Origin of the sequence: Desulfobotulus mexicanus (assembly GCF_006175995.1) — a bacterium.
In the GTDB taxonomy this organism is placed as follows: domain Bacteria; phylum Desulfobacterota; class Desulfobacteria; order Desulfobacterales; family ASO4-4; genus Desulfobotulus; species Desulfobotulus mexicanus.
Window position 1 is genome coordinate 122,668 of sequence record NZ_VDMB01000004.1, and the last position, 23,857, is coordinate 146,524.

Annotated in this window: 19 protein-coding genes; 13 read left to right on the forward strand and 6 right to left on the reverse strand. The window is 48.2% G+C overall.

Annotation, left to right across the window (positions count from 1 at the left end; all coding sequences use genetic code 11):
- Positions 1-105: 105 nt before the first annotated feature.
- Positions 106-498: a DUF2914 domain-containing protein gene (locus FIM25_RS04940; protein WP_139446916.1), complete on the reverse strand. Its 393-nt coding sequence runs from the start codon at positions 496-498 to the stop codon at positions 106-108.
- A 527-nt stretch (positions 499-1,025) separates the two neighbouring features.
- Between FIM25_RS04940 and FIM25_RS04945 the strand changes: the two genes are divergently transcribed.
- From FIM25_RS04945 to FIM25_RS04965, 5 genes are all read left to right on the forward strand, one after another.
- Entirely contained in the window at positions 1,026-1,601 is a 576-nt protein-coding gene (locus FIM25_RS04945; RefSeq protein WP_179953168.1) for a porin family protein, read from the forward strand.
- A gap of 218 nt (positions 1,602-1,819) precedes the next feature.
- Complete coding sequence (locus FIM25_RS04950; protein WP_139446920.1) at positions 1,820-2,245, forward strand: MarR family winged helix-turn-helix transcriptional regulator; 426 nt, start codon at positions 1,820-1,822, stop codon at positions 2,243-2,245.
- Positions 2,246-2,346: 101 nt separating this feature from the next.
- Positions 2,347-3,000 carry a YkgJ family cysteine cluster protein gene (locus FIM25_RS04955; RefSeq protein WP_139446922.1) on the forward strand — a complete coding sequence of 218 codons (654 nt, stop codon included), beginning with the start codon at positions 2,347-2,349 and terminating at the stop codon, positions 2,998-3,000.
- Positions 3,000-4,772, forward strand: coding sequence for a single-stranded-DNA-specific exonuclease RecJ (recJ, locus tag FIM25_RS04960; RefSeq protein WP_139446924.1), 1,773 nt, complete (start codon positions 3,000-3,002; stop codon positions 4,770-4,772). Before FIM25_RS04955 ends, recJ begins: the two co-directional genes overlap by 1 nt.
- 129 nt (positions 4,773-4,901) lie before the next feature.
- Positions 4,902-5,333 carry a hypothetical protein gene (locus FIM25_RS04965; RefSeq protein WP_139446926.1) on the forward strand — a complete coding sequence of 144 codons (432 nt, stop codon included), beginning with the start codon at positions 4,902-4,904 and terminating at the stop codon, positions 5,331-5,333.
- A gap of 87 nt (positions 5,334-5,420) precedes the next feature.
- Here FIM25_RS04965 and FIM25_RS04970 read toward each other — a convergent pair whose 3' ends face one another.
- Entirely contained in the window at positions 5,421-6,779 is a 1,359-nt protein-coding gene (locus FIM25_RS04970; protein ID WP_139446928.1) for a KamA family radical SAM protein, read from the reverse strand.
- 501 nt (positions 6,780-7,280) lie between these two features.
- Here FIM25_RS04970 and FIM25_RS04975 point away from each other — a divergent pair.
- From FIM25_RS04975 to FIM25_RS04990, 4 genes are all read left to right on the forward strand, one after another.
- On the forward strand, positions 7,281-9,407 hold the full coding sequence (locus tag FIM25_RS04975; RefSeq protein ID WP_139446930.1) for a Tex family protein: 2,127 nt from the start codon (positions 7,281-7,283) through the stop codon (positions 9,405-9,407).
- A gap of 86 nt (positions 9,408-9,493) precedes the next feature.
- Positions 9,494-10,819: an FAD-dependent oxidoreductase gene (locus tag FIM25_RS04980; RefSeq protein ID WP_139446932.1), complete on the forward strand. Its 1,326-nt coding sequence runs from the start codon at positions 9,494-9,496 to the stop codon at positions 10,817-10,819.
- A 288-nt stretch (positions 10,820-11,107) separates the two neighbouring features.
- Positions 11,108-11,494 (forward strand): hypothetical protein, encoded by a 387-nt coding sequence (locus FIM25_RS04985; protein WP_139446934.1) that lies wholly within the window; start codon positions 11,108-11,110, stop codon positions 11,492-11,494.
- Positions 11,495-12,073: 579 nt separating this feature from the next.
- Positions 12,074-12,967: a sulfite exporter TauE/SafE family protein gene (locus FIM25_RS04990; RefSeq protein WP_281279302.1), complete on the forward strand. Its 894-nt coding sequence runs from the start codon at positions 12,074-12,076 to the stop codon at positions 12,965-12,967.
- Here the strand turns inward: FIM25_RS04990 and FIM25_RS04995 are convergent.
- Positions 12,955-14,364, reverse strand: a complete 1,410-nt coding sequence (locus FIM25_RS04995) for a GTPase/DUF3482 domain-containing protein (protein WP_139446936.1) — start codon at positions 14,362-14,364, stop codon at positions 12,955-12,957. The genes FIM25_RS04990 and FIM25_RS04995 overlap by 13 nt on opposite strands.
- Entirely contained in the window at positions 14,354-15,856 is a 1,503-nt protein-coding gene (locus tag FIM25_RS05000) for a DUF2868 domain-containing protein (protein WP_139446939.1), read from the reverse strand. Before FIM25_RS05000 ends, FIM25_RS04995 begins: the two co-directional genes overlap by 11 nt.
- 162 nt (positions 15,857-16,018) lie before the next feature.
- Here FIM25_RS05000 and FIM25_RS17015 point away from each other — a divergent pair, with 162 nt between their 5' ends.
- From FIM25_RS17015 to cysK, 4 genes are all read left to right on the forward strand, one after another.
- A complete protein-coding gene (locus FIM25_RS17015; RefSeq protein WP_179953169.1) occupies positions 16,019-16,882 on the forward strand; it encodes an HD domain-containing protein in 864 nt (287 codons plus the stop codon).
- Positions 16,883-16,902: 20 nt separating this feature from the next.
- Positions 16,903-18,090, forward strand: a complete 1,188-nt coding sequence (locus tag FIM25_RS05010) for an RtcB family protein (RefSeq protein WP_139446941.1) — start codon at positions 16,903-16,905, stop codon at positions 18,088-18,090.
- A 102-nt stretch (positions 18,091-18,192) separates the two neighbouring features.
- Positions 18,193-19,095, forward strand: a complete 903-nt coding sequence (locus FIM25_RS05015; RefSeq protein ID WP_139446943.1) for a TIGR01777 family oxidoreductase — start codon at positions 18,193-18,195, stop codon at positions 19,093-19,095.
- Positions 19,096-19,108: 13 nt separating this feature from the next.
- Positions 19,109-20,041, forward strand: coding sequence for a cysteine synthase A (gene cysK, locus FIM25_RS05020; protein WP_139446945.1), 933 nt, complete (start codon positions 19,109-19,111; stop codon positions 20,039-20,041).
- Between the two features lie 20 nt (positions 20,042-20,061).
- Here the strand turns inward: cysK and FIM25_RS05025 are convergent, their stop codons facing one another.
- Positions 20,062-22,128, reverse strand: a complete 2,067-nt coding sequence (locus tag FIM25_RS05025; RefSeq protein WP_139447076.1) for a 6-phosphofructokinase — start codon at positions 22,126-22,128, stop codon at positions 20,062-20,064.
- Between the two features lie 56 nt (positions 22,129-22,184).
- Positions 22,185-23,780: a GGDEF domain-containing protein gene (locus tag FIM25_RS05030; protein ID WP_139446947.1), complete on the reverse strand. Its 1,596-nt coding sequence runs from the start codon at positions 23,778-23,780 to the stop codon at positions 22,185-22,187.
- Positions 23,781-23,857 lie beyond the last annotated feature (77 nt).

The following is a 23,857-nucleotide window of genomic DNA, read 5'->3' on the forward strand; positions in this document are numbered from 1 at the left end:
ATGAAAAAGAATATTGTTATGGAAAAAATCTATACAAGCCAGACAGATGCACAGACACCCAGGCTATTTGCCCTGATATTAATGAAATCCTCTGAATCATTCCAATCATTCTACCATGAATGAGGTCACGCCGATAAGATTTCCCGATTCATCACGGATGCCCACAGTCCAGTAGCCCTGAAGACCATGGACCGCTTTCTCTGCCCAAGTCCGCCAGCGCGGTCCTGCCGAAAGAGCAAGTTCTGTTATATGCATTTCTACACCACCATAAATCCATATGACCGTTACCGTTGTATCTTCGGGAATATCCCTTGCTTCAAGAAAGCAGAAAACCCTGGATGTACCTGTAGGAACCAATGATGTGTTGCCTACAGGTTCCCTGTTTTCAATGCCCTCAGTAATAATCAGACGTGCAATACTGAACCCATCAGCAGATACTGCTGATGGAAAAAACATGACAAGGGTGATAAAAACCCATATCAGAAAACACTTTTTCATGAAAAATCCCCTCCGGTAATTTTTTAAAGTTCAATGCTTTAAAAAAGCTGCCCCACAGACTGACACCTGTTCCCATGAAACCTTGCACTGGACAACAGGCCTAAATCCAATGCTTCATAATTTATGCATTAAAACAAGGATTTCATCTATAGCACTTTGTATATTTTGAAATAAAGAAAAAACGGCTGCATTCATGTACAAAACCAGAAAGTGATAATAAAGCTGACACCATGTTTTAAATAAATGCAGCATTACGGACAGAATACACACCTGTCTTTCATCATATAATTGTTAAAGATTGCACAATTCATTTTTTTTTAAGTTCAAGACAGAAAAAAACAATATAAAATCAGAATCTTGAAACTTTTAAAACCGATTCATCATAATAAAAAATGGATTTGCATTCGAAATGTGATTATATATTCACATGGTATCAAGCTTGCAGAAACACTCAGCATGAACCAATTCGCCCCGAACGCTCAAAAAGGGGCATATCTTTTTCACTCTCTTTCCTGAGGAGGTACTCTATGCGCAACCGGATTCTAAGTTTCACCTTTACTGTCATTTGCAGCCTCGCACTGGTTTTTTCCGCATCGGCTGCTTCCGTGGAAAAACCCTTTACTATTGGTGCTGCCATTGGTTATGCCGTGGAAAACTTTAACATAGATCCAGATCAGGACAATTCATTTGCAGCCCATGTAAACATAGGGTACCGCTGGATGGATGCCCTGGCAACGGAATTTCAGTTTGACCACATGCGTAAATTTGATGTGGACAATCCCTTTTCCAGAGACAGTCTGGATGTAAACACTTACATCCTCATGTTCAAATACTATCCCCCCTTTGGCGAAGTCACCCGTGCCTATCTGGGGCTGGGTGTGGGCCTCATGGATGTAACAGTGAATTATAAAGGTGGCGAAGAAAAGCTGCCCGGCTATGTAAGCAACCGCACCCGGGCCTGTGGCAAACTGGGCATGGGCCTTGAGCGCAGCATCAGTGAACACTGGATCCTTGAAGGAGCAGCAGGCTATGTGGGCGGCCACGACGGGCTGGATGAAATTGACTATTTCACCTGGCATTTAGGGCTTAAATACAGATTTTAATTTTATTGGCCTGTCCGTGGCCGGAGTACAAAAATCCAGTACTGCGGGCAGGTCATCAAAATAATCCCAGCTTCAATGAAAATGAAGGAAAAACAATCTCCGGCTTGACATACGGTGCTGTTCTTCCTAAAAGTCTGCTCAGTAAAAAAGGAACTCTGCCATCCCCTTCTCCACCACCCTTATCAGCCGGATATCCGGCGGAACCGCCGGGAAATAATATGCCAAGCTATCAAAATTTCATTGTCTTTCTTCTGGCTAAAGCCAACCAGAAGGCACAGGGCGTTCTTAAACGCTATCTTAAACCCTATGGACTCACCCCTGTTCAGGGACTGGTCCTTGAGGCCCTTTACAATGAATCAACCCTGACCGCAGGAGAAATCGGCAAACGTCTTCTTCTGGATAATGCAACAGTTTCAGGCGTGCTGGAACGACTTTCCGAGGCTGGCTGGATTCATAAAACCGGTGACACGGAAGACCGCCGTGTCATACGCGTATCCCTTAGTCAAATGGCCATGGATCATCAGAAAATGCTCCATACGGACAGAGAAAAGGTATCCCAGGAAATTCTGGCTCCCTTTTCCCATGAGGAGCGCATCATCCTCAAGCGCCTTCTGAGGGATCTTTATCTGGAAAACGACCGCTGATTCCTTTCACCAGCCCCCGATTATCACATGATACACCGGCCATGGAAAGTAGCCGTGAGATCCTGCTTTCCCGTCCGGACATCTTATCTTAAGGATCTTCCATGGCAAAAAAAAATATCTCCCTGCCCCTTGCCCATCACATTAAGCGTCTTTCTTTTCCTGAATCAGAAAATAAACACACCTGGCTACCCATGCTTCTGGATGCCTATCATATTGCAGATCAGGGCGTTAATGCGGCCATTCGAAGGGAAGAAAAAAAAGGAAGAAAACTTGCCTGTGCCAAGGGATGTGCAGCCTGCTGTATAACCCACAGATCCATTCCCGTATATCCCATTGAACTGGTGGGAATAACCTGGTATGTAACTGAAAAACTTGAAGAACCCATGCGAAGCGATCTTGCCGCATGCCTTGAGAAGCACACCCCGGGTGACCCTTGTGTTTTTCTTGTGAAAGGTATCTGTGCCATTCATCCCATGCGGCCCCTTGCATGTCGGCATTTCAATGTTTTTACAACTCCCTGTGCCGAAGGAGAGGATGCCTTTTTTACAAGAAAAAAAGACGTTCTTATCCCCATCCGGGAATATATGGATGAGGCCTTTTTCCATATGCTGCCTTTTTATGGTGTCACCAAGGCCGGAGACCGGAGAAAAATACTGAAAAAAGGTCTCCAGCATGATGCAGCCAAAGAGCTTCAGGGGCTGAGATGGGCAGAGCTTGCACGTAAAGTGGCTTCCTACGACAGATCAAAAGTCTGATGATGCAAAATATTCCCCCATATCCACAAAAAAACAGAACCGACAGCCGCCCCCCCCTGCTCTGGCACCTCAGACAGGCTCCGGAAGAAGCCTGTAATCGTATTGTCCATGCCACAGGCTGCCTGCCTGCGACAGCAGCAGTAATGGCGGCAAGAGGCCTTACCCGCATCACGGCCTTAAGGAATTTTCTCCACCCTTCCGTAAAAAACCTGCCCCATCCTGATACCATTACCGACCTTACCAAAGCTTCAGCAAGGATAGTCCTGGCCATTTTGAACCGGGAACCCATCATGATTTTCGGAGATTACGATGCCGATGGTGTCACATCCACAGCGCTGGTCTATGGATTTCTTCTGAGGGCCACACCCGAAGTACGGTTTCATCTGCCCCACAGGGAAAAGGAAGGCTACGGCCTGAAAAGCTCCCATATTCCGGATTTTGCCCGCTCAGGCATCCGCCTGATCATTACAGTGGACTGCGGCATATCCAGCCATGATGCAGTCCTTGAGGCTGGAAAAAACGGAATGGATGTGATCATTACGGATCATCACAGACCAGGGGATAATCTGCCTTCTGCCTCTGCCGTTGTAAACCCCCAGCGCCTTGACTGCAAATCCGGCCTCAGGGAGCTGGCCGGTGTGGGGGTGGCCTTTTACCTTGTTATGGCCATCCGGAAAAAACTGAGGGAAGCCGGTTTCTGGAAAGAAGACTTTCCTGAACCTCCCCTGCTTCAGGAAACGGATCTGGTGGCCATCGGAACTGTTGCGGATCTTGTCCCGCTATCGGGCATCAACCGCATTCTGGTTCATGCAGGAATAAATGCCATACGTAAAAATCCAAGGCCCGGTATTCAGGCCCTGTGCCGGGTTGCAGGTATCTCTTGTGAGAATCTGGACAGCGAGGCCATTGCCTTCCGTCTGGCTCCAAGAATCAATGCCGCAGGCCGCATGGCCCATCCGGAAATTGCCGCCCACCTGCTCTGTGCTGGCTCTGTGGAAGAAGCCATGCCACTGGCCATGGAACTGGACAGGCTCAACGGAACCCGTCAGGATGAAGAAAACCGTATTCTTCTGCCCATAGAAAACAGCCTTAAAGAAAATAACGCTCTTTCCCAACAGCCGGCCCTGATTCTCCATAGTGAGGACTGGTCTCCCGGAGTCATCGGTATTGTGGCCTCAAGGCTTGTTCGGCGTCACCACAGACCCGCTATACTCATCGCTACCCGTGGGGAAAGTGGTCAGGCTTCCGGCCGCAGCATTCCTGGCATTGATCTTTATAAAAGCTTAAGCCATTGCCGTTCTCTGCTGGAACAGTTCGGAGGACACACCATGGCAGCGGGGTTCAGGATTCAGGCAAAAAATATCCTCCCGTTTCAGAAAGAATTCTGGTCTCTGATGACCAGCCACAGGGATATTATCGGTCAGCCCCCAGCCTTCATTGCCGATGCCCTGATCACCCTGGATGATCTTTCTCATGAACTGCTGGAAGAAATACAGGCCTTAGGTCCCTTTGGCATGGAAAATCCGGCTCCACTCTTTGTGGCCCGCCATCTGGAAGTCATGGGAAGCACAATCATGGGAAGCGATGGAAAGCACCGTCGGCTTCTTCTCCGGCAGGCCACATGTATAAAAGTCCGCAGGGTTACTGCGGTGGTCTTTGGTGCAGGCAAAGAAGCCTTTTTCCCCCATCATCTGGACACCATCCTTTTCCGTATCCGAAAAGGCTGGGGAAAAAATGAAGCCGTCCAGATACAAATTGAGGCCTGGTGCTGAAAAAAACAAAGGTTTTTCTTGCTTCGGAACAAGGCTTTCCCTATGATACAGAATTACTGACGCAGGGCGTGTTCAGGATAATTCAGGTGCCCTGTTTACATTGACACCATAAGCCGCAGAGGTCATTCAATGGCAAAGGTTTTCCGCCCGAGTAACCGTGAATCAAAAATCCTCTCCAGGATAGAATCCTCCAAAGAACGGGAGCGGGGGCAGGCCTTGCATATGGTTCGCAACCATGCCGATATGCTGAGCAATACCGTTTCCATGAAACTTGTGGAAAATGAGATCATTGAAACCACGAATAAAAACGGACTCCAGGCTCATATTGCCAAGGGGCTCGAAAAGCTGGGCAAGATGGAAGACTTTGATCTGGATTTTAAAGTTGCTCCCTATCGTCAGGTCGTTGCCAACCCCAATGTGGTCTCCCTTTATCTCACGGCCTTTGTCATAGAGGATCTGATCAAAAACAAAGATGTTGTCGATGTATACGGATCAGATGAAGATATTTACCACTGTATTCATCCCCAGGTGGAACGTTTTATGGCACTGGAAAAGGCCTGAAACAAAAATCGTTTTTCATGTATTTAAAAGCCCCCTTTACTCTATGGTAAAGGGGGCTTTCGGGTTGCTTATATTGCAAAACTGAACTCAGGCAGCAGCAAAACCTTCCCGCCTTCGTCTGATTTCCTCCTGTATCCGGATATATTCTGCCTCATAGAAAAACTGCTGTTTTCCAAAGGCCGGTTTCAGATCATCTATCCAGTGGGCCTTGGGATCATGGGCGGCAAAGAAAATCCTATTCACCCAGTCCGGATTACGGGCCTGTATGAATTTTAAAATCATTACCTGCTCTCCGCCCACTTCAGCCACTCCATCCATCAGAATTTTCCCCGGGCCCGCCGACATGGAAGGTCCCCGGACCGTGCGGCAGAGACCCGACACATTCCGGTAAGCTTCCGTGAAAATCCTGTGGGCTTCCACAAGGGGCACATTGAAGTATCCCCTCGGCCCGGTATCCCGCTCCATAAACATATAATAGGGCACAGCCCCCAGAGCCACCTGACGCTTCCACATGGCAGACCATACACCGGGATCATCGTTGACATGCCTGATCAGGGGAGCCTGACACCGAATCTGGGCGCCGGTGGAACGGATTCTGGCCATGGCCCTTTCCACAGCAGGTGTGGAAAGCTCCCTGTCATGACTAAAGTGGGCCATGACGGAAAGATGATATCCAGCCTCAATGATTTCTTCAAAAAGACGTATAATATCATCTGCATCCTTATCTTCGGTGAAACGGTAAGGCCAGTAAGCAAGGCTTTTAGTGCCAAAGCGTATGCTGTTCAGATTCCCCGGTTTTTTCTCCAGAAGCGGCGACAGATATTTTCTCAAAAGCTTTGCATGCATGACCAAGGGGTCCCCCCCGGTAAACAGCACATCCGTTACTTCAGGGTGTTCAGCGATATACCGGGGAAGAAGGGTTTCATCGCTGCAGGCAAAACGAAAAGCCGTGTCCAGCCCCACAAACTGGGGCCAACGGAAGCAATAGGTACAGTAACTGTGGCAGGTCTGTCCCTGGGTTGGAAAAAACAGAACAGTTTCACCATATTTATGCTGCATTCCCGTCAACACTTCATTCCCCATAAGTGGCACATTCAGATCCATCTGACCGGCGGGGTGGGGATTCATATCCCGATGAATCCTGCGGACAATATCCGAGGCTGCGGATTCATTACCTGAACGGACAAAACTTCGCAGACGGCAAAAATCCAGACGGGGAATCATTTCAGGCTGGGGAAAAGTCAGCTGAAAAACAGGATCTTCCGGAATACGATCCCAGTCAATGAGCTCTTCAACCACATAATTGCTCACCCTAAAGGGCAGAGCCCGGAAGGTAAGCTTCATATCTTCAATACGTTTCGGGGAAATTTTATCGAGCTGGGGAAGGGTGTGAAAATTGTCCGGTGTATATGGACGATAGCGGGGTCTGGTGCTGGATGTTTTCATAGACCATCCTCCTTTCCGATTCTTGAAACCAGGGACGAGCCGCCTCCCCCTGTTTTCCCGAAAGAACCGGAAAATATGAAATTGCAGCTCGCCACCTCAAAGATACAGACCAAAAAAAAGGACCTGCTTCAGACATCATAATATTACGCACCGATTTATGGTTCATGTTAGCAGTCAAACCTTTGAACCCATCCTTTTTTTCGACCCTGTTCATATATTCAACTTAAAATTTTAAGCTTTAATTGAACATATGTCAAGCCAGTCTTGCTAAAAGCCACAAAAAGGTCATTAAAATAATTTTTTCTCTAATTTGCTCAATTTATCTCTGATTTTCACTAAAAATTGCTTCTTAAAAAAATCATTCTTTCCATCGGACACACTTTATATCCCACCGGAAACGCATCATCCAGACCATAGCAGTGAAGCTTGCAATCCCAATGGGTATAGCGTAAATTCCCGCCAAACATGGAAAGCCATGCGGACCTCTTTTTCGGGGAAAAAATGAAAATCATTCAAAAAAGCATTGCAGAAATCATCGGCATCCGAATAAATCAGGTTTTTGTCATAGAAGAACTGCTTGCCGAAGGGGCAACGATTCCCTTTATGGCACGCTACAGAAAAGAAAAAACCGGGGGGCTGGACGAAGTACAGATCAGCCATATCTGTGAAGCTCTGGAAACCCATAAAAAACTTGAAACCCGCAAGGAAAGTATTCTTAATTCCCTTAAGGAACAGAATATTGAAGATAAAAAACTCATCAATGCCATACAGCAGGCAGAAACCATGGCAGGCCTTGAGGATCTTTATCTTCCCTTCCGTCCCAAACGCCGGACCCGCGCATCCATGGCAAAGGAAAAAGGGCTGGAACCACTGGCACTTAGCATCTGGTCTCAGCCGGAGGGACTGAACCCTATGGAAGAAGCTGCCCGATATATTAGCAAAGATGTTGCGGACGCTGAAACTGCCCTTTCAGGAGCAAGGGATATTATTGCTGAAATTATCAATGAAGATGCTGCCATCCGTGCAAAGCTGAGGGTGCTTTTCTCTAAAAAAGCCATAATCAGAAGTACGGTGATCAAAGGAAAGGAAAAGGAAGGCACTACCTTCAGGGATTATTTTGACCATGAAGAAGTGGCAGCACGGGCCGGAGGCCACCGGATTCTTGCCATGTTCCGGGGTGAACGGGAAGGATTTCTCCGCCTCACCCTCAGGCCCGATGGTGATGAAGCCATAACCCTGATACTTCCTGAAGTCATCCGCAAAAACAATAAGGCCTCAGGTGAAGTGAGAAAGGCCGCCGAAGATGCCTGGAAACGTCTCCTCTGTCCCAGCCTTGAAACTGAATTGCGGCAAAACCTCAAGGAAAAGTCCGATACTGAAGCCATAGATGTTTTTGCCACCAATCTGGAAGCCCTGCTCATGGCCCCTCCCTTAGGCGCCAGACCCGTTTTGGCAGTAGATCCAGGATTCCGGACCGGCTGCAAAGTAACTGTGCTGGATGCCAGCGGAAACCTTGTAAAAGATACCCTCATCCACCCCCATGACAGGGAAGACGAAGCCGGAAATATCATTAAAGGATTGCTGGCTGCCTTCCCGGTTTCCGCCATTGCCATTGGAAACGGCACAGCTGGCCGTGAGACGGAAAAATTCTTCCGGGATCTTAAGCTTGCCATTCCCGTCATCATGGTTAACGAAGCAGGGGCTTCCATTTATTCGGCTTCGGAAATTGCAAGGGAAGAGTTCCCGGATAAGGATCTTACGGTCAGGGGAAGCGTATCCATAGGCCGCAGGCTCATGGATCCCCTTTCCGAACTTGTAAAAATTGATGCCAAAGCCATTGGTGTGGGCCAGTACCAGCATGATGTAGATCAGAATCTTCTGCGCCAGCGCCTCGACGCCGTGGTATCTTCCTGCGTGAACCGTGTGGGCGTAAGCCTTAATACTGCCAGTGCCCCACTGCTTTCCTATGTGGCAGGCCTCGGCCCGAAGCTGGCAAAGGCCGTGGTGCAGTACAGGGCGGAAAACGGACCCTTTGCGGACAGAAAATCCCTTTTAAAAGTTCCGCGCTTGGGCCTAAAAACCTTTGAGCAGGCTGCGGGTTTTCTGCGGGTTCCCGAGAGCAGCAATCCTCTGGATGCCAGTGCTGTGCATCCGGAACGCTACGGCCTTGTTATGCGGATGGCAAAAGATCTCGGGTCGGGTATCGGTGATCTTATGCGCTCTGGAGACCTGCGTTCAAAAATCCATCTGGAAAACTATATTTCTGAGGATGTGGGACTTTTCACCCTTCAGGATATTCTTAACGAACTGGAAAAACCGGGCCGGGATCCAAGACAGGGTTTTTCTGTTTTCTCCTTTGGGGATGTCCACTCCATGGAGGATCTGCAAAAAGACATGAAGCTTCCGGGAATTGTTACCAATGTCACCAATTTCGGATGTTTTGTAGATCTAGGAGTGCATCAGGACGGTCTTGTACACATAAGCCAGATGGCAGATCGCTTCGTCAAAGATCCCCACGAAGTTATGAAGGTCGGTCAGAAGGTGTCGGTGAGGGTTATGGATGTGGATATCCTTAGAAAAAGAATTTCACTTTCCATGAAGACTGAATCCAGCAGTCAGGACAGGTGAAAAAATATAACAGTTCATCATAATTAATCAGGTACATAGACAATCTCAGTGGCATTTATGGGAACAACAGACAAAAGGAAAAAAACATGACAACAGGATTATATGATGTTCTGATCATCGGAGGAGGCATATCCGGAAGCTCTCTGCTCTATGAGCTGGCAAGGTATACGGATCTGAAAAATATTGCCCTGGTTGAAAAATACAGTGACCTTTCCCAGGTCAACTCCGCAGCAAGCAACAACTCCCAGACACTGCACTGCGGAGACATAGAGACCAACTATTCCCTGGAAAAGGCCATCAAGGTCAACAAAGCGGCCCACATGCTGATCCATTATGCCAAGGCCCAGAAAAACATTAATAGTCTGATGGCAAAATATCCGAAAATGGTTCTGGGCGTTGGGCCTGATGAATGCGCCCTGCTCAGAAAAAGATTTGAAATTTTCAGCCCACACTTTCCGGACATGCGTCTTTGGGAAGCCGATGACATTGCCCGCATTGAACCAGCCCTTGTAAAGGACAGAAAAGAAGAAATTGTTGCCATTGGCGTTGAAAATCAGTACACGGCTGTGGATTACTATACCATGGCCCACTCTTTTGTGGACAATGCTAAAAAAGAGGCAGGGAAAAATGTGGAGGTACGCCTAAGTGAAGAGGTCCTCTCCATTCAGAAAAAAGACAATATTTTCAAGGTTAAAACCAGCCGTGGTATTCTGGAGGCAAAATTTATAGTGGTTTCTGCGGGCGGCCACTCCCTTCTTTTTGCCCAGAACATGGGATATGGGCACGAATTCAGCTGCCTGCCCGTGGGAGGCTCCTACTACTTCATTCCTGAATATCTTAACGGAAAAGTCTATACGGTTCAAAATGACAAACTTCCCTTTGCCGCCATCCACGGTGATCCTGATTTCACAGCAAAGGGCATGACCCGCATCGGGCCCACGGCTTTGCTTCTTCCCATGCTGGAGCGCTACAACCCCAAAACAATCTTTGATTTTTTTAAAGTTTTGCGCCTTGACATTGCCGTTATCAAAGTCATGCTGAGCCTTTACAGTGTCAAAGATATTCGTAACTACATCCTTAAAAACTTTTTGTTTGAAATCCCCTATATCAACAGGCGGCTTTTTCTAAAAGACGTGAAAAAAATCATCCCGTCGGTAAGACTTGAAGATCTTACCTTTGCAAAGGGATTCGGAGGTCTCAGGCCCCAGCTCATTGACAAAAAAAACAAGGAACTGCTGCTGGGTGAAGCAAAAATTGATACGGGCGAAGGTATCACCTTCAACATGACACCTTCTCCAGGAGGGACGGTCTGCCTTGATAATGCCCACAAGGATTTGAAAATTATAGTGAATTATCTGGGGTGTTCCTTTGATGAAAAACGATTCAATCAGGAACTTCTGAATCAGGACTGATATTTTAAAAAAAGGACAAAACACACAGGCTGCACCCTGGGGATGGGATGCAGCCTGTGTATTGGGAGGAAGTTGGGAGTAGGATGGTGGTGTATAAAAGATAAAAGCAAAGAGTACAAAAGATACCCAAATAAACACCGTTCATCTTGAGTTTGATTATTTCACAGCCGAACGCCAGTGTCAAGCACAAATCAATTTTCAGACTGAATTGGATGATTTTTTTTGAATGTTATCACAGATTAGATTTTTTAATGATCAGAAACGATAGATATATTTAAGGAAAAAGATATGGCAAAAATTAAGGTCTCCCGATACAGAGGCAGCAATGATGAAGCCGTAGCCAAGGCTCTCACAGAAATGGCAGGTCCCATGCTTGCTCTGTGCAGCAGAGATAATGATCTGACAGCCCCCCTTGCAGAACTCATGGTGTTTGGATGGAACCTTTCCATGGAATCCCTTGAAGATGAAGCCTGCACAGAACGTATCCGAAAAGCACTTCCCGCAATTCTGCCACCTTCCCAGCAGAATGCCCTCACATCCTTTGTCCTGAACCTGATCCACCAGCGCCGGAAAGACTATCCGGATATCCTGCGGGGAATTACCCACCATGAGATAAGTATGGAACCTCAGCCTGTTTTCATGGTCAAAACCCTGCCCGTCAATCCCTTAAAATAAGACAAAGCCTTCCTGATACTGACAAAGGTGACAGGAATGGTGCAAGGCGGACGTACACCTTGAAAAAACATATGACACCTGCCCTGTGCAGGGAGTTTTACAGAGCGAGAGAAAATAAAAGTGTTCAGCACAATTTTCCAAGTTCCATACCTGCCAGATAATAGATGCACAGGCACCCAAGCGATTTGCCCGTGACGCAATCTTATTCGTAGAGCTTCTTGGCCTGTGCGGAAGCGGCAAAAACTCCCCGCCACAGGCAGGATGAGCTTTTTTATTACCATAGCAGGCTTGAACACGCTGCCTTTGTGGCGGCTCAGACAGTTTGCCGCTTCTTTCGCACAGGCCTGCAAAGCTCTGATCCGAAACGATTGCAACGTCACTTGCAAATAGCCAGGGTGCCTTGCAATCGTACGAAGCTACTACAATTACAGCGTTGAAATTTCGGAATAAATTGTGCTGAACAATTACATATTTTTTAAAATTTACAGATCTTTAAATTCAGGCATTGTTTTTGCTAATAATTGTTTCTGATATCATATAAGAAACCTCTCACCCCTGAATCAGGAAAGGTATAAAAAAATGGAAATCTTTTTTCCCGTATCAGAACTCAGCCTCAATCCCTTCTTTCCCATAGTAATCGGCTTCGTGCTGGCTTTTTTCTGCTCCATGGGTGGCATATCCGGAGCTTTTCTGCTTCTCCCCGTTCAGATGAGTTTTTTAGGCTTTACCAGCCCTTCCGTAAGTGCCACCAATCAGCTCTATAACATTGTGGCCATCCCCAGCGGTGTATGGCGGTTCTATAAAGAAGGCCGCCTGATTCCGCCCCTGGTCAAAGCTGTCGTCATCGGCACCCTGCCCGGTGTGTTCATAGGTGCCATCATCCGGGTTTATTACATGCCGGATCCTGATCTCTTCAAACTTTTTGTCGGCTGTGTCCTTCTCTATATAGGCATACGGATGCTCCGGGACCTTCTTGCTAAAAAACAGGCCTCAACGGGTGGTGGCGCACAGGGCAGCGGACGAGTGGAAGTGCTGCCCTCCGGTTTTTTTGAGGTCCGCTTCATATTCCGGGAAAAGGAATACCATGTGGGTGCTGCAGGCATAATGGCCTTAAGCGGTATTGTAGGAATCATAGGCGGAATTTACGGCATCGGCGGCGGGGCCATCATTGCACCCTTCTTTGTTTCTGTTTTTGGACTGCCCGTATATACGGTGGCAGGGGCAGCCCTCATGGGTACTTTCATAACCAGTGTTGCCGGTGTTATCTTTTACCAGATCCTTGCCCTGATGAACCCTGAACAGGCCATATCTCCGGACTGGCTTCTCGGTATTCTCTTTGGCATAGGCGGCTTCATCGGCATGTACCTTGGAGCCAGAACCCAGAAATTTGTTCCCGAGCGCTGGATCAAATGGGGGCTTTGCCTTGTTATAGCATGGACAGCAGGGAATTATATTCTGGGCTATTTCTTCTGATCAGGTCCCGAAGACAAACGGGTCAGCAGGGAAGCAAGGCTTTCATCCATTTCCCTGCGCTGTTCTTCCTTAACTTTATTTTTCCCGGCATCCTGAAAAAAGGCAGCCAGTTTTTTTCTTTCCTCACTGCTAAGAATCTGCAAAAGGCTCCTTTCCACCGGTCTTTTTTCCTCATCCCGGGTGGCATGGGGCCTCGTTACAAGGGTATGGAAAAGAAGAAGGCAGCGATCCAGAACCATCCATGGAATCCTTGCATCCCGCACAGGACCTATGCAGACTTCAAAGCCGCTGACCCGTATACCCGCAATGCGGCGGGCATCACCGCTGCGGGTACCAAGGTAACTCCAGGTGGCACCGGCCAGCCCTCCTGCGGCTGTCACCAGCCCCAGGGCAGCACCGCCCAGGGCAAGATCCACACCTGCCGCCACGGCGGCTCCGGCACCACCGCTTAGGGCCGCAAGCTGCACCCTGGAAAGCCCGAACATATGGAAGGCCTCCTTAGAAAGGAGATCCGTTTCCACCAGAGCCAGAATATCCGGAGACGGGGCAAAAAAACGGTGGCGGAAGGTATCCCTCAGGCTGTCCCAGCATATCTCTTCCTGTCTGCGAATGGACTCCTGCCACTGAAGAACCAGCCTGCGGGAAAGGTCTTCCACCTTCCCTGCATCCGCAGCCTCCTCCTTAAGGGAAAAAGATGATACGGAATAAAGGAGATCCGAAATCTGGCAGGCGGACCGGCCAATCCTGTTTTCCCAGTCCTGCTCCAGCTCACGGATCACAGGTTGCAGTACCGGCTCCACATCCGGGTCCATGGAACGCAGGGCGGAAAGCAGCCGCATTCGTTCCTTGAATCCGGCGGTCAGGGCATTGAATACATGGACGGCATTAAAGGTTTTACGCAGGGCTGTCTTCCAGTCTTCCAGAGCCTCGGCAGTTCCCTTGGGATTGATAATGGCCATGCGGGCAAGCCCCACAAGCCGCAGGATCTCCATTTCCGCAAGATCGCTTTTACGCACTGGCCGGGCGGCATCCACCACATAGAGAATGCCGGCACCCCTGGAAAGGGCTGAAAAAATCTGACATTCATCCTCAAAATCAGGATCATTACCATGCATGGTAAGAAAGGCTTGGGCCAGTTCCTTTCCCGTATGTTGTTTTTCATGCTCCTGAATCCAGAGAAGGGTTCGCTTAGGCGACTGAAAACCCGGAGTATCCGTAAACAGAAGCCGGACCGTATCTCCGGAACGCACAGGGTAGGCGCGGCTTTCACGGGTTTCCCCCGGCCATGGACTGATGCGTATGGTGTCATCTTCCACAAGGGTGGCCACAACCGATGACTTTCCTTCGTTGGGATGGCCCACCACGGCAAATTCCAGCTGCAGGGAATCAGGCTTCATTATTCACCCCCTTATGCATCAAAGGGCGGGGCTCTGAGAGAGCTTTCAACCTCAAATCCCATATACGAATATCATCAGGGCTTGCCTCTCCACCGTTTCTGTCAGGCCTGCCCACGGGCCAGATCCATAAGGGGCTTGTGTTTTTTTCTGCCATGCTTTTTAAAAGCTGCAAATCTTCCTTTACGGGCGGCATAAAAACCTCCAGAGCCAGTACACGGCTGCAGGATGCTTCCGCATTTTCCGGAAGATTTTCCGTATCCATACAAAGAATGCTTCTGGGAGGCGAACCCATAACAGCGCCTGTGTTTTCAAGGATTGTTCCATGCAGGCTTTCAGGAATCTCATCATTGATCCATAAATCCCACAGCATCCGGGGAAATCTTTCTTTTTCCTCCTGAACTGCCGGTGCTGAAGACATTTTTTCATCAAAAATCAGAGGCTCTTTTTTAATTTTATTCTGCCCCGGTGAAGCAATGGATTGCCTGAGAAAAAAACAGAGCTCATGTATACGGGAATCTTTTATTTCCGTTTCCATGACTGTCCTATGGAAGCGCCACCTTGCAAAAACAAGAAAAAAAAGCCTCGGTAAAAAACCGTAAACCAGAAGTGCCATGGACAAAAAAGACCACCATGAGCTCAGATGGCGTGCTTCCAAATGGGCGATGCCTTCCTTTAAAATCAGGCGGGAACCTTCAATATACGAGGTATCCGGAACGGCCTGTGGAAAAAACCAGCTCCAGGGCATGGCCAGCAGGGTCATCAGTCCATGAATGACTTCCGCCCCCGGATTAAGGGTGCTCTGCCAGGCAAAGGCAAGATCACTGGCTGCAACCTTGAGAAGGAAACCGGACAGAAGACCCAGTACAAGAAAAAAACCCGAAACCTGAAAAACAAAAAAAACAAAGGAGAAAATCAGTAGCCGGTATCGACCTGAAAAAGTATCCAGATTCTTTGCCCTGGCCTGAAGAAGAATTCTTATTTCAGAAGACATTCTGTTTTCAGCACCTTTTTGCATACGCAAAAAAAAACTGCGGAAACAAGACAGAAAAAGCCTGTAAGCCAGAGGCATTTTACGATTACGGAACAAGAGTACCAGAAGGGTAAGGACAAGACTGATGAGGGGCAGTCCCACCAGCACGAAAAGTGCGTGGAAAAGATTTACAGGAGTAAGACCATCATAGCGTAAAACGCCTGCTGCTACTGAAAAACCAGCGAGAAAACCCAGCAGGCCCAGCAGGACAATGCCTGTCTTCATGAGAGAAACCACACGATCTCCAGGCAGAATACGGCCTGAGTCCCTTCCAGCCTGCTTCCGGCGTTCGTTCAGCCAGAAATGAAGACTGGCAGCATCCACATTTTCCGGCGGTATTAAAGCTGCAATGCGCTTATTGCGTATCCGGGCCCCTTCAGTGTCTCCGGCATCCTGGGCAAGAAACCACTCCGTATCCGCAAGATCACTAATTTTTCCATAGGGTTTATACCTTGCTGTCATTAGTTTTCACTTATCTCCGTTTTCGGTATGTCAGAATTTGCTTGTCCGGAAAATATGCTCAGGCTAGCCTGTATCAAGGGAAAGACTGTCGTATCCCTGATTCAGGCCCTGTACTTTAATGTTGAAATGTTCTTTCTTCAAGAACTCTTCGGGGGTAATGGAATGAATGAAGAAAAAACCGTTGCAAAAATCCTGAGACAATATCGGCTCAACCCCTTTGGGACCCATGGTCTTTCCCACTGGGCAAGGGTCATGGAAAATGGCTTGAAACTGGCTTCATACAATGGTGCCGATGAAAATGTTGTACGTTATTTTGCCCTCTTTCATGACGCAAAGCGCAGAAACGAAGGGCTTGACTTCAACCACGGCCTAAGGGGTGCCAATCTGGCTAAGCGTCTTCGCTCTGAACTCATTGATCTGCACGATGAACAGTTTGAACTCCTTATATTGGCTTGCAGAGACCATACCAAAGGAAAAACGGAAGGCAACATCACCGTCCAGACCTGCTGGGATTCGGACCGGCTGGACCTTGCAAGGGTGGGAAAAATCCCTGACCCAAAACGCCTCTGCACCGATGCGGCAAAACAGCCTGAAATCATAGCATGGGCAACGGAAAGAGCCTCCCGTCGCATGGTCCCGGAACGCATCTGGAACATATGGGGGCTTAAATCCCTGCGCTTCAATGACCGCGGCCTGCCCTGGCTGGACAGGGAAATGGTGAATCGCATCCTCTCCCGGGTAACCTGTGGTTTCATGCCCCAGGACAGTACCACACCCTGCACGGATAAGCAGATAAGGGATTTTCTCCAGACCCTGACCACCATGCAGCATTACAATTACAGATACAGGTCCGAAGCCATCATGGAAATGAAAGATACCATACTCCCCCTGATACCTGAAACTGCCAATACGGATGTAATAAGAATGTGGCTGGCACTGGCACTGGCCCTCAAGGATCTTTACCATATGCGCAGGGCAAAACTTGCGGAAATACTTGCCAAGGATATTCACACTGCAAGAAAGTAAAATCATAAAGGAGACTGGCCATGCCAAAAAAACAATCCGGAATTCCTCTGCGTTCCTGGTGTCAGGATCCAGAAGAACTGGCCATGGAACAGGCAGAAAATCTCTGCCGCCATCCCAGGGCATTCCATCACATTGCACTGATGCCAGACTGTCACCCCGGATACGGCATGCCCATCGGAGGGGTTGCAGCCTTTAGAAATGCTATCATCCCCAATGCAGTAGGTGTGGATATCGGCTGCGGAATGGGCGCTGTCATGTCTGATTTCACGGGAAAGCCCGAAAGAAAAACCCTGCATAAAATCACAGAAGCCATTGCCCGCTACATTCCCACCGGCTTCAGCCGCCACAAACAGGATCAGATCTGGGAAGGTTTTGACAACTTCCTTCAGAACCTGAGCGGAAAACCCGGCTGGATGGGAAAGGATACCCTGAATATTGCACGAATGAGCCTCGGCACCCTTGGTGGAGGCAACCACTTCATTGAAATTCAAAAGGACAGTGAAAACAGAATCTGGGCCATGCTGCATTCGGGTTCCCGCAATCTCGGAAAGACCATAGCAGAGTACCATCACAGGAAAGCCCTTGCGGAAAACCGGAAAGACGGCATTGATCTGCCATCGGAAGACCTGGCTTTTTTCGATACAGATAGTGCAAGGGGAATGGCCTATATAAGGGATATGCACTTTGCCCTTAACTTTGCAAAGGAAAACCGCAGACGCATGATGGATATTGTCAAAAATATTCTTGCGGATATCCTTGGCTGTAATTTTCATCAGGAAATCAATATCCACCACAATTATGCCGCAGAAGAAAACCATTTTGGTTGCAGGGTCTGGGTACACCGCAAAGGTGCAACTTCTGCACAGAAGGGAGAAAAGGGCATCATCCCCGGTTCCATGGGCAGCCCCTCCTATATTGTGGAAGGACTTGGCAACCCGGAATCCTTTTGTTCATGCGCCCATGGAGCAGGCAGAATCATGGGAAGAAACGAGGCTTGCAGAAAGCTGGATGCCGCTGCTGTGGCAGCCTCCATGAAAGATGTTGTTCATGCAGATTTTCCCACCATCAAAAAAGGAAATCTCCGGGGAAAACAGGACTTCGGTGAAGCTCCCGGTGCCTACAAGGATATAGATACGGTCATGGAAGCACAGGCAGATCTTGTGAAGATCCTCGTAAAACTTCAGCCCCTGGCCGTTGTCAAAGGATAAAAAGTCCAGCCCTGAAAATTCCGTTGCATGATCCACTGCTGCATGACAGTATAATTATGAATCGTCCATTTTTCAAAAAAAACCCATTTAACGGAGAAGCCCATGCATGCTTTCATCACAGGCGGTGCAGGATTTGTTGGCACCCGTATCCTTTCCTCCCTGCTTGAAAAAGGATTTAATGTTTCAGCAGTAGACCTTGCCCCCGCACACCCTTACCTTAACCATGAAAAACTCACTTATTTTCAGGCTGACACCACCCTTCCCGGCCCATGGCAGGAAACAGCAGCAAATGCGGATCTTGTCATCAATCTTGCCGGTCGCAGTATCTTCCACTACTGGACTAAGGCTTCCATGGAAACCATGCGTAATTCACGCATCCTGACCACAGAAAACCTTGTCTCCTCTCTGTCCGGTAAAAAAGATCAGACCCTGATTTCCACATCCGCCATAGGATACTATGGTTCCTGCGGAGATGAAATACTCCGTGAAGACCATGAATCAGGCGAAGATTTTCTGGCAAGACTCTGTGTGGAATGGGAAAGTGCAGCTCTGGCTGCAGAAAAAAAAGGAATCCGTACAGTATGCATGCGACTGGGAATTGTACTGGGTGACAGAGGCGGAGCACTTGCCAAAATGATACCTGCCTACCGAATGGCCCTTGGCGGCCCTCTGGGTTCAGGAAAACAATGGATGCCGTGGATTCATGTGGATGATATTCTTGCTGCCGTGGACTTTTTTGTCAGCCATCCCGAAACCTCTGGGGTTTACAATCTTGTTGGTCCTGAATCTGTCACCAATGCTGACTTTTCCCGCACCCTGGCAAAACTCTTGCGCAGACCGGATTTTTTCCGGGTTCCGGCCTTTGTCCTGCGTCTTTTTCTTGGAGATTTCGGAGAAATCCTTCTGGCAAGCCAGCGAGGAGTACCTGAAAAGCTTGAAAAAGAAGGATTCCAGTTCAGCTTTTCCACCCTGGAATCAGCCATCAAAAATGCCATTGAAAGCTGAAAAGGAGTCTTTGATGAGTATTTTACCGGATATTCCAGCCACCATAGGCAAAACTCCAATGGTGGATATAACACCGGATTCCATGAAAAAAAAGAATACAAGAATACTTGCCAAGCTGGAATTTTTCAATCCTCTGGGCAGTGTCAAGGATCGCATAGCAGAATCCATGATAAGCGCTGCCGAAAAAGAAGGTAAAATCGGCCCCGGTTCTGCCATCCTTGAACCCACCAGCGGGAATACGGGCATTGCCCTTGCGGCCATCTGTGCAGCAAGGGGATATCGCCTCACCCTAACCATGCCCGAAAGTATGAGTCTTGAGCGTAAAAAACTGCTCCGTTATCTCGGTGCAGAACTTATCCTGACCCCGGCGGCGGCAGGCATGGCCGGTGCAATTGAAAAAGCCCATGATGTTCTTTCAAAAGACCGGAATATTTTTATGCCTGATCAGTTTTCCAATCCGGCAAATCCTGCCATCCATGAAAGAACAACGGCCCCGGAGATGGATAAGGCGTCAGGAGGCCATATCCATGCCCTTGTGGCCGGAGTGGGAACCGGGGGAACCCTGACCGGAATCGGCCGATATTTTAAAAAAACCAATCCGGATTTCAAGGTGATAGCAGTGGAACCGGCATCTTCCCCCGTTCTTTCAGGAGGTTCTGCCGGTGCCCATAAAATCCAGGGAATTGGTGCAGGTTTTGTACCCGCAATTCTTGATACAGGCCTTATGGACGAAGTAATTCAGGTTACAGACAATCAAGCCATGGATATGGCAAGAATGCTGGCCCGTACACGGGGGATTCTCTGCGGTATTTCATCGGGTGCGGCTGTTTCTGCAGCCATGACTCTTGGTGAAAGACCTGAATTTCATGGAAAAACCCTGGTAACCATTCTGCCCAGCACAGGCGAGCGTTACCTCAGCACGGCCCTTTTTGACAATGAAGCGTAATTTAAATATATGACATACCTTTAGATATGATTGATCATGAGGGTGAGGGGTTTATCCTTTTCTCCAGCCAACCACACGGGATCGGGCCTGCGACAGGGGTCTTCTCCGGGACCTGCGGCAAGCCAGGCTTCTCCCATGGCCTTGAATGCCCTGAAGGCCTTGCTTTCCACATCCACCAGTTTTTTCTCCATCACCAGCATCATTTTTCCCTTGCGTTCTTCCAGATGCATCAGTGCGGCAAGGGGAATTCCCATGGGCTCCCACTGGGAAACATCCTTTTCAAGGTTGCGGATAACGGCCATCTGGCCAGTGGCTCCCCCGGATATCAGGGCAAAAACCGTACGCCCTAAATTATAGGTATAGTCGCAGTCAAAGGGGGTTGGATCACTTCCCCTGCCATCGTAACCGTAGAAATGGGGCTGCATGCGGAAATCAGGCTCAGACTTACGGAAAACTTTTAAAATAGCAGGCGGTACGCTTCCATCCTGAAGGAGACCTGCTTTTTCCAAAGCAAGGGTCAGGGTCTTCACGGAAATGATATGCTCTTTAAAAAGGAGAGGGGCCTCTTTTATATCCCCATTACGGAACAATACAGATTTGAAGGTTTCCGGTTGCAGTCCTTCCCTGAGAAGGGTATTTTCATACCAGCTTCGGTCAATACCCACCTTGTAAATTCCCTTTTCCTTGAGAATTTTCAGGTAATCCTTCACAAGACCCACAATAATTTTATCCGTTTCCACTTGTGAAAACTGAAAATTACCGTGGCTATCCCGCTCCGTAAGCAGCCCTTCCTTGAAAAAATCCGGAATATCACTGAAAAAGTCATGATCCCTCTGATTCCATACTGAGATACATGCTTTTTCCTCTGCTTCACGGGCCAAACGCCTCAGAAAATTCATTTTTTTATCAAGGTCAGGAAGATCAGAATGGAAATCCGTATCATGGGTACGGTTATACTCTGCGATCAATGTGGAGAGCTTAATAATCAGAGCCTGAATTTCATTAATGAACTCCAGAAGACCTTCAGGGATCACAAGTACTCCGTAATTTTTTCCTGCCGCAGCCCTCTGCACAATGGCATTGCATACAATACGGGAAAGATGCCGCAGGGTCATACCATAGGCCGTATAATCCCTTTCTCCTTTTTTTTCCGCCGCAGCCAGACGCTCTTCATCCAGATACTCAGCCAGCTCTTCGCCGATAAGGGTAAGGGTGGGATGGGTCTGTAAAGCGACTTCTAAGGCAAGGTGACTGGCAACCCGGCCCATAACCTTGCAGATGTGCCAGTATTTAACATCACTGGCCGCATCGGTGCAGAGGTTGGCAATGTCTCTGGAAAAAGCAAGGGCCGCAGTATGGAAACCAAAACTCACACCACAAAGGGTCTGACCTGAGGCATCGGCAACCTGAATATCACCGTCTATGGTTTTAGGAACGCCGATCACCTGCACACCGTCCTCCAGAAAATTTTCCGCAAGAAAGGCTGCATTGGTGTTGGAATCATCCCCCCCTACAATCACAAGGGCATCAATTCCCAGCTCTTTGCAGGTTTTTCTGGAAAGGATGATTTTTTCTCTGGTATCAACCTTGGTTCTTCCTGTCCGGATCATGGAAAAACCGCCGAGATTACGATAACTGTCCACCTGATCCCGGCTCAGGGGCTGATACATGCCTTCTATGATGCCTTCCGGCCCCATGAGAAAACCCAGAATTTCACTTTCAGGATTAGCCTCCTTTGCCGCATCAAAAAGTCCTGCAATGACATTATGCCCTCCGGGTGCCGGACCTCCTGAAAAAACAATGGCAATTCTTCTTTTTTTTCTGCCCTTATCTTCTGCCTCTATGACCTTGACTGGCAGAATACGCTGTACAGGATTTTCTGCGATACCCGGAAGCTGAAGCAGGGCCTCCCTGTGAAGATCAAAGGTAACGGTATCGTCTCTTTCAAGGCGGGTATAAGCCCCTTGCAGTGCAGGACAGACAGAAGGAGAATAGGCCAGACGGGCCTGAAGCTCACGGCTTTTATTGTTCATCATCTCTTCAGCATCCGCCAGAAAACCGTTTTCAGACCATTTTTCCAGTGCCATACTTCCCACACAACCTCCCATTACCTGTCAAATTAAGCACATTTACTGTTAATAAATCAAACTTCCGCCTGAACCACCCGGTTGCGACCGCTGTTTTTTGCCTCATAAAGGGCCTTATCCACTCTGGAAAAAAAGACATCATAGCTGCCATCTTCTTCCCTGACAGTACCGGCTCCCACGCTGACGGTAATCTGTACCTTATCCTCTTTATGATAAAATGCGATGGTTTCCACGGCCATGCGGATTTTTTCCCCGGCTTCCCTTGCCCCCTCAGGGCCGGTCTCCGGCAGAAGAACGATAAACTCCTCTCCCCCGAAACGAGCCAGAAAATCACTGCCCCTTAAAACCGGTTTCACCTTTTCTATGATGGCCTTAAGACACTTATCCCCCACGGAATGCCCATAAATATCATTGACGTTTTTAAAACGGTCCACATCAAATATCAAAAGGGAAAACAGGCTGCCATAACGTCTGAAGCGGTCCATTTCCTCGGCCACATGCCTGTCGTAGGCCCTTCTGTTGTAGGCTCCGGTAAGGGGATCTCTAAGCAGTTCCTCTTCAAGGATTTTAGATTTTTCATTCACACGGATCATTTCATCCCGCATTTTGAAAAGGCCCTGCTGCATGGTTCTGTAACGGTTATCCGCCTCTTCCTTACGTTTTTCATCCTCGGACTGCTTTCGGGTCAGCACCTGCTGAATAACATTGAGGCGAGATACCACGGCATCTTTAAGTTCCTCAAGGGTTTTTGAGAAACTGGCTTTCTGATCAAGGACTTCAAGCTGTCCTGCAAGGGTGGCGGAAAACTCCCTGTTGGATGTTACGTCCGCTGTCATCTGTTCCATGAATGCGGAAAGCACAAGTTTTTCCATCTGTTCAAGCCGACCCGCAATTTCCCGGATGACAGCAGCAGCGGCCTCCCTTTCATCGTGCATGGCAGCCACATAGTCGGCCACAATATCGATGATATCCCTTCTGATCAAAAGAAAGTCATCGAGACTTCCGGCATCCTTGAGATCTTCATTAATCTTTCGGATACGTTCTACAGAACCCGTATCCAGATTCAGGCGAAGATTATTTGTTATTTCCTGAAAGGATTCCCTTAAGGTTTCAAAAAGAAGATTGGTATCTTTGCCACTGTCTTTGAAAAAACGGCCAAAAATTCCTTTTTTCGATTTGCCTTCATCTTCACAGCTTCCTGCGGCCCGGAACGCCGTATCTTTAAGTTCCGCAAAGGACTTTTCAAGAATGCTGATTCCTGCATTTTCACGAACAAGCTTACGGAAACGATCACTGGCAGTATTTAAGTCGGAAGAACAGACATTCTTCTGCATTTCTGCAAAAAGCAGGAGGGTTCTGCGATAAAAACGATCAGCTGCCTGTGTTTTTTCTTCCAATGCACCGTAGTCCTTCAGCAGGGTATCCTTTTGCTGACGAAGACGGTCATAGCGGGCCTGCAGTTCTTCAAGGCTTTCCTTTTCAGAAGCTACAATTTTTAAAAAAGATTCCGAGGCCAGCAGATTCTGACTGAGCAGCATATCCCTTAAACCATCGGAGCTTAAGGATATTTTCTTTTCTGCCATTTCCCTGAGGGAAGATATGCAGGCCTTTGAAATCAGTTCTAATAGAGCCTTATATTCTCTGTTTTCCATAGGATCTTCTTCTGTTTTTGGGATTCAATCAGGCCAGTGATTTTCCAGTTCAATATTATTATCCGAGTTTATAAAAA

Bases quoted from the DNA above. Each gene is read 5' to 3' on its own strand.
- FIM25_RS04940 (WP_139446916.1), bottom strand. From the start codon at position 498: ATGAAAAAGTGTTTTCTGATATGGGTTTTTATCACCCTTGTCATGTTT.
- FIM25_RS04945 (WP_179953168.1), top strand. From the start codon at position 1,026: ATGCGCAACCGGATTCTAAGTTTCACCTTTACTGTCATTTGCAGCCTC.
- FIM25_RS04950 (WP_139446920.1), top strand. From the start codon at position 1,820: ATGCCAAGCTATCAAAATTTCATTGTCTTTCTTCTGGCTAAAGCCAAC.
- FIM25_RS04955 (WP_139446922.1), top strand. From the start codon at position 2,347: ATGGCAAAAAAAAATATCTCCCTGCCCCTTGCCCATCACATTAAGCGT.
- recJ (WP_139446924.1), top strand. From the start codon at position 3,000: ATGATGCAAAATATTCCCCCATATCCACAAAAAAACAGAACCGACAGC.
- FIM25_RS04965 (WP_139446926.1), top strand. From the start codon at position 4,902: ATGGCAAAGGTTTTCCGCCCGAGTAACCGTGAATCAAAAATCCTCTCC.
- FIM25_RS04970 (WP_139446928.1), bottom strand. From the start codon at position 6,779: ATGAAAACATCCAGCACCAGACCCCGCTATCGTCCATATACACCGGAC.
- FIM25_RS04975 (WP_139446930.1), top strand. From the start codon at position 7,281: ATGAAAATCATTCAAAAAAGCATTGCAGAAATCATCGGCATCCGAATA.
- FIM25_RS04980 (WP_139446932.1), top strand. From the start codon at position 9,494: ATGACAACAGGATTATATGATGTTCTGATCATCGGAGGAGGCATATCC.
- FIM25_RS04985 (WP_139446934.1), top strand. From the start codon at position 11,108: ATGGCAAAAATTAAGGTCTCCCGATACAGAGGCAGCAATGATGAAGCC.
- FIM25_RS04990 (WP_281279302.1), top strand. From the start codon at position 12,074: ATGGAAATCTTTTTTCCCGTATCAGAACTCAGCCTCAATCCCTTCTTT.
- FIM25_RS04995 (WP_139446936.1), bottom strand. From the start codon at position 14,364: ATGAAGCCTGATTCCCTGCAGCTGGAATTTGCCGTGGTGGGCCATCCC.
- FIM25_RS05000 (WP_139446939.1), bottom strand. From the start codon at position 15,856: ATGACAGCAAGGTATAAACCCTATGGAAAAATTAGTGATCTTGCGGAT.
- FIM25_RS17015 (WP_179953169.1), top strand. From the start codon at position 16,019: ATGAATGAAGAAAAAACCGTTGCAAAAATCCTGAGACAATATCGGCTC.
- FIM25_RS05010 (WP_139446941.1), top strand. From the start codon at position 16,903: ATGCCAAAAAAACAATCCGGAATTCCTCTGCGTTCCTGGTGTCAGGAT.
- FIM25_RS05015 (WP_139446943.1), top strand. From the start codon at position 18,193: ATGCATGCTTTCATCACAGGCGGTGCAGGATTTGTTGGCACCCGTATC.
- cysK (WP_139446945.1), top strand. From the start codon at position 19,109: ATGAGTATTTTACCGGATATTCCAGCCACCATAGGCAAAACTCCAATG.
- FIM25_RS05025 (WP_139447076.1), bottom strand. From the start codon at position 22,128: ATGGCACTGGAAAAATGGTCTGAAAACGGTTTTCTGGCGGATGCTGAA.
- FIM25_RS05030 (WP_139446947.1), bottom strand. From the start codon at position 23,780: ATGGAAAACAGAGAATATAAGGCTCTATTAGAACTGATTTCAAAGGCC.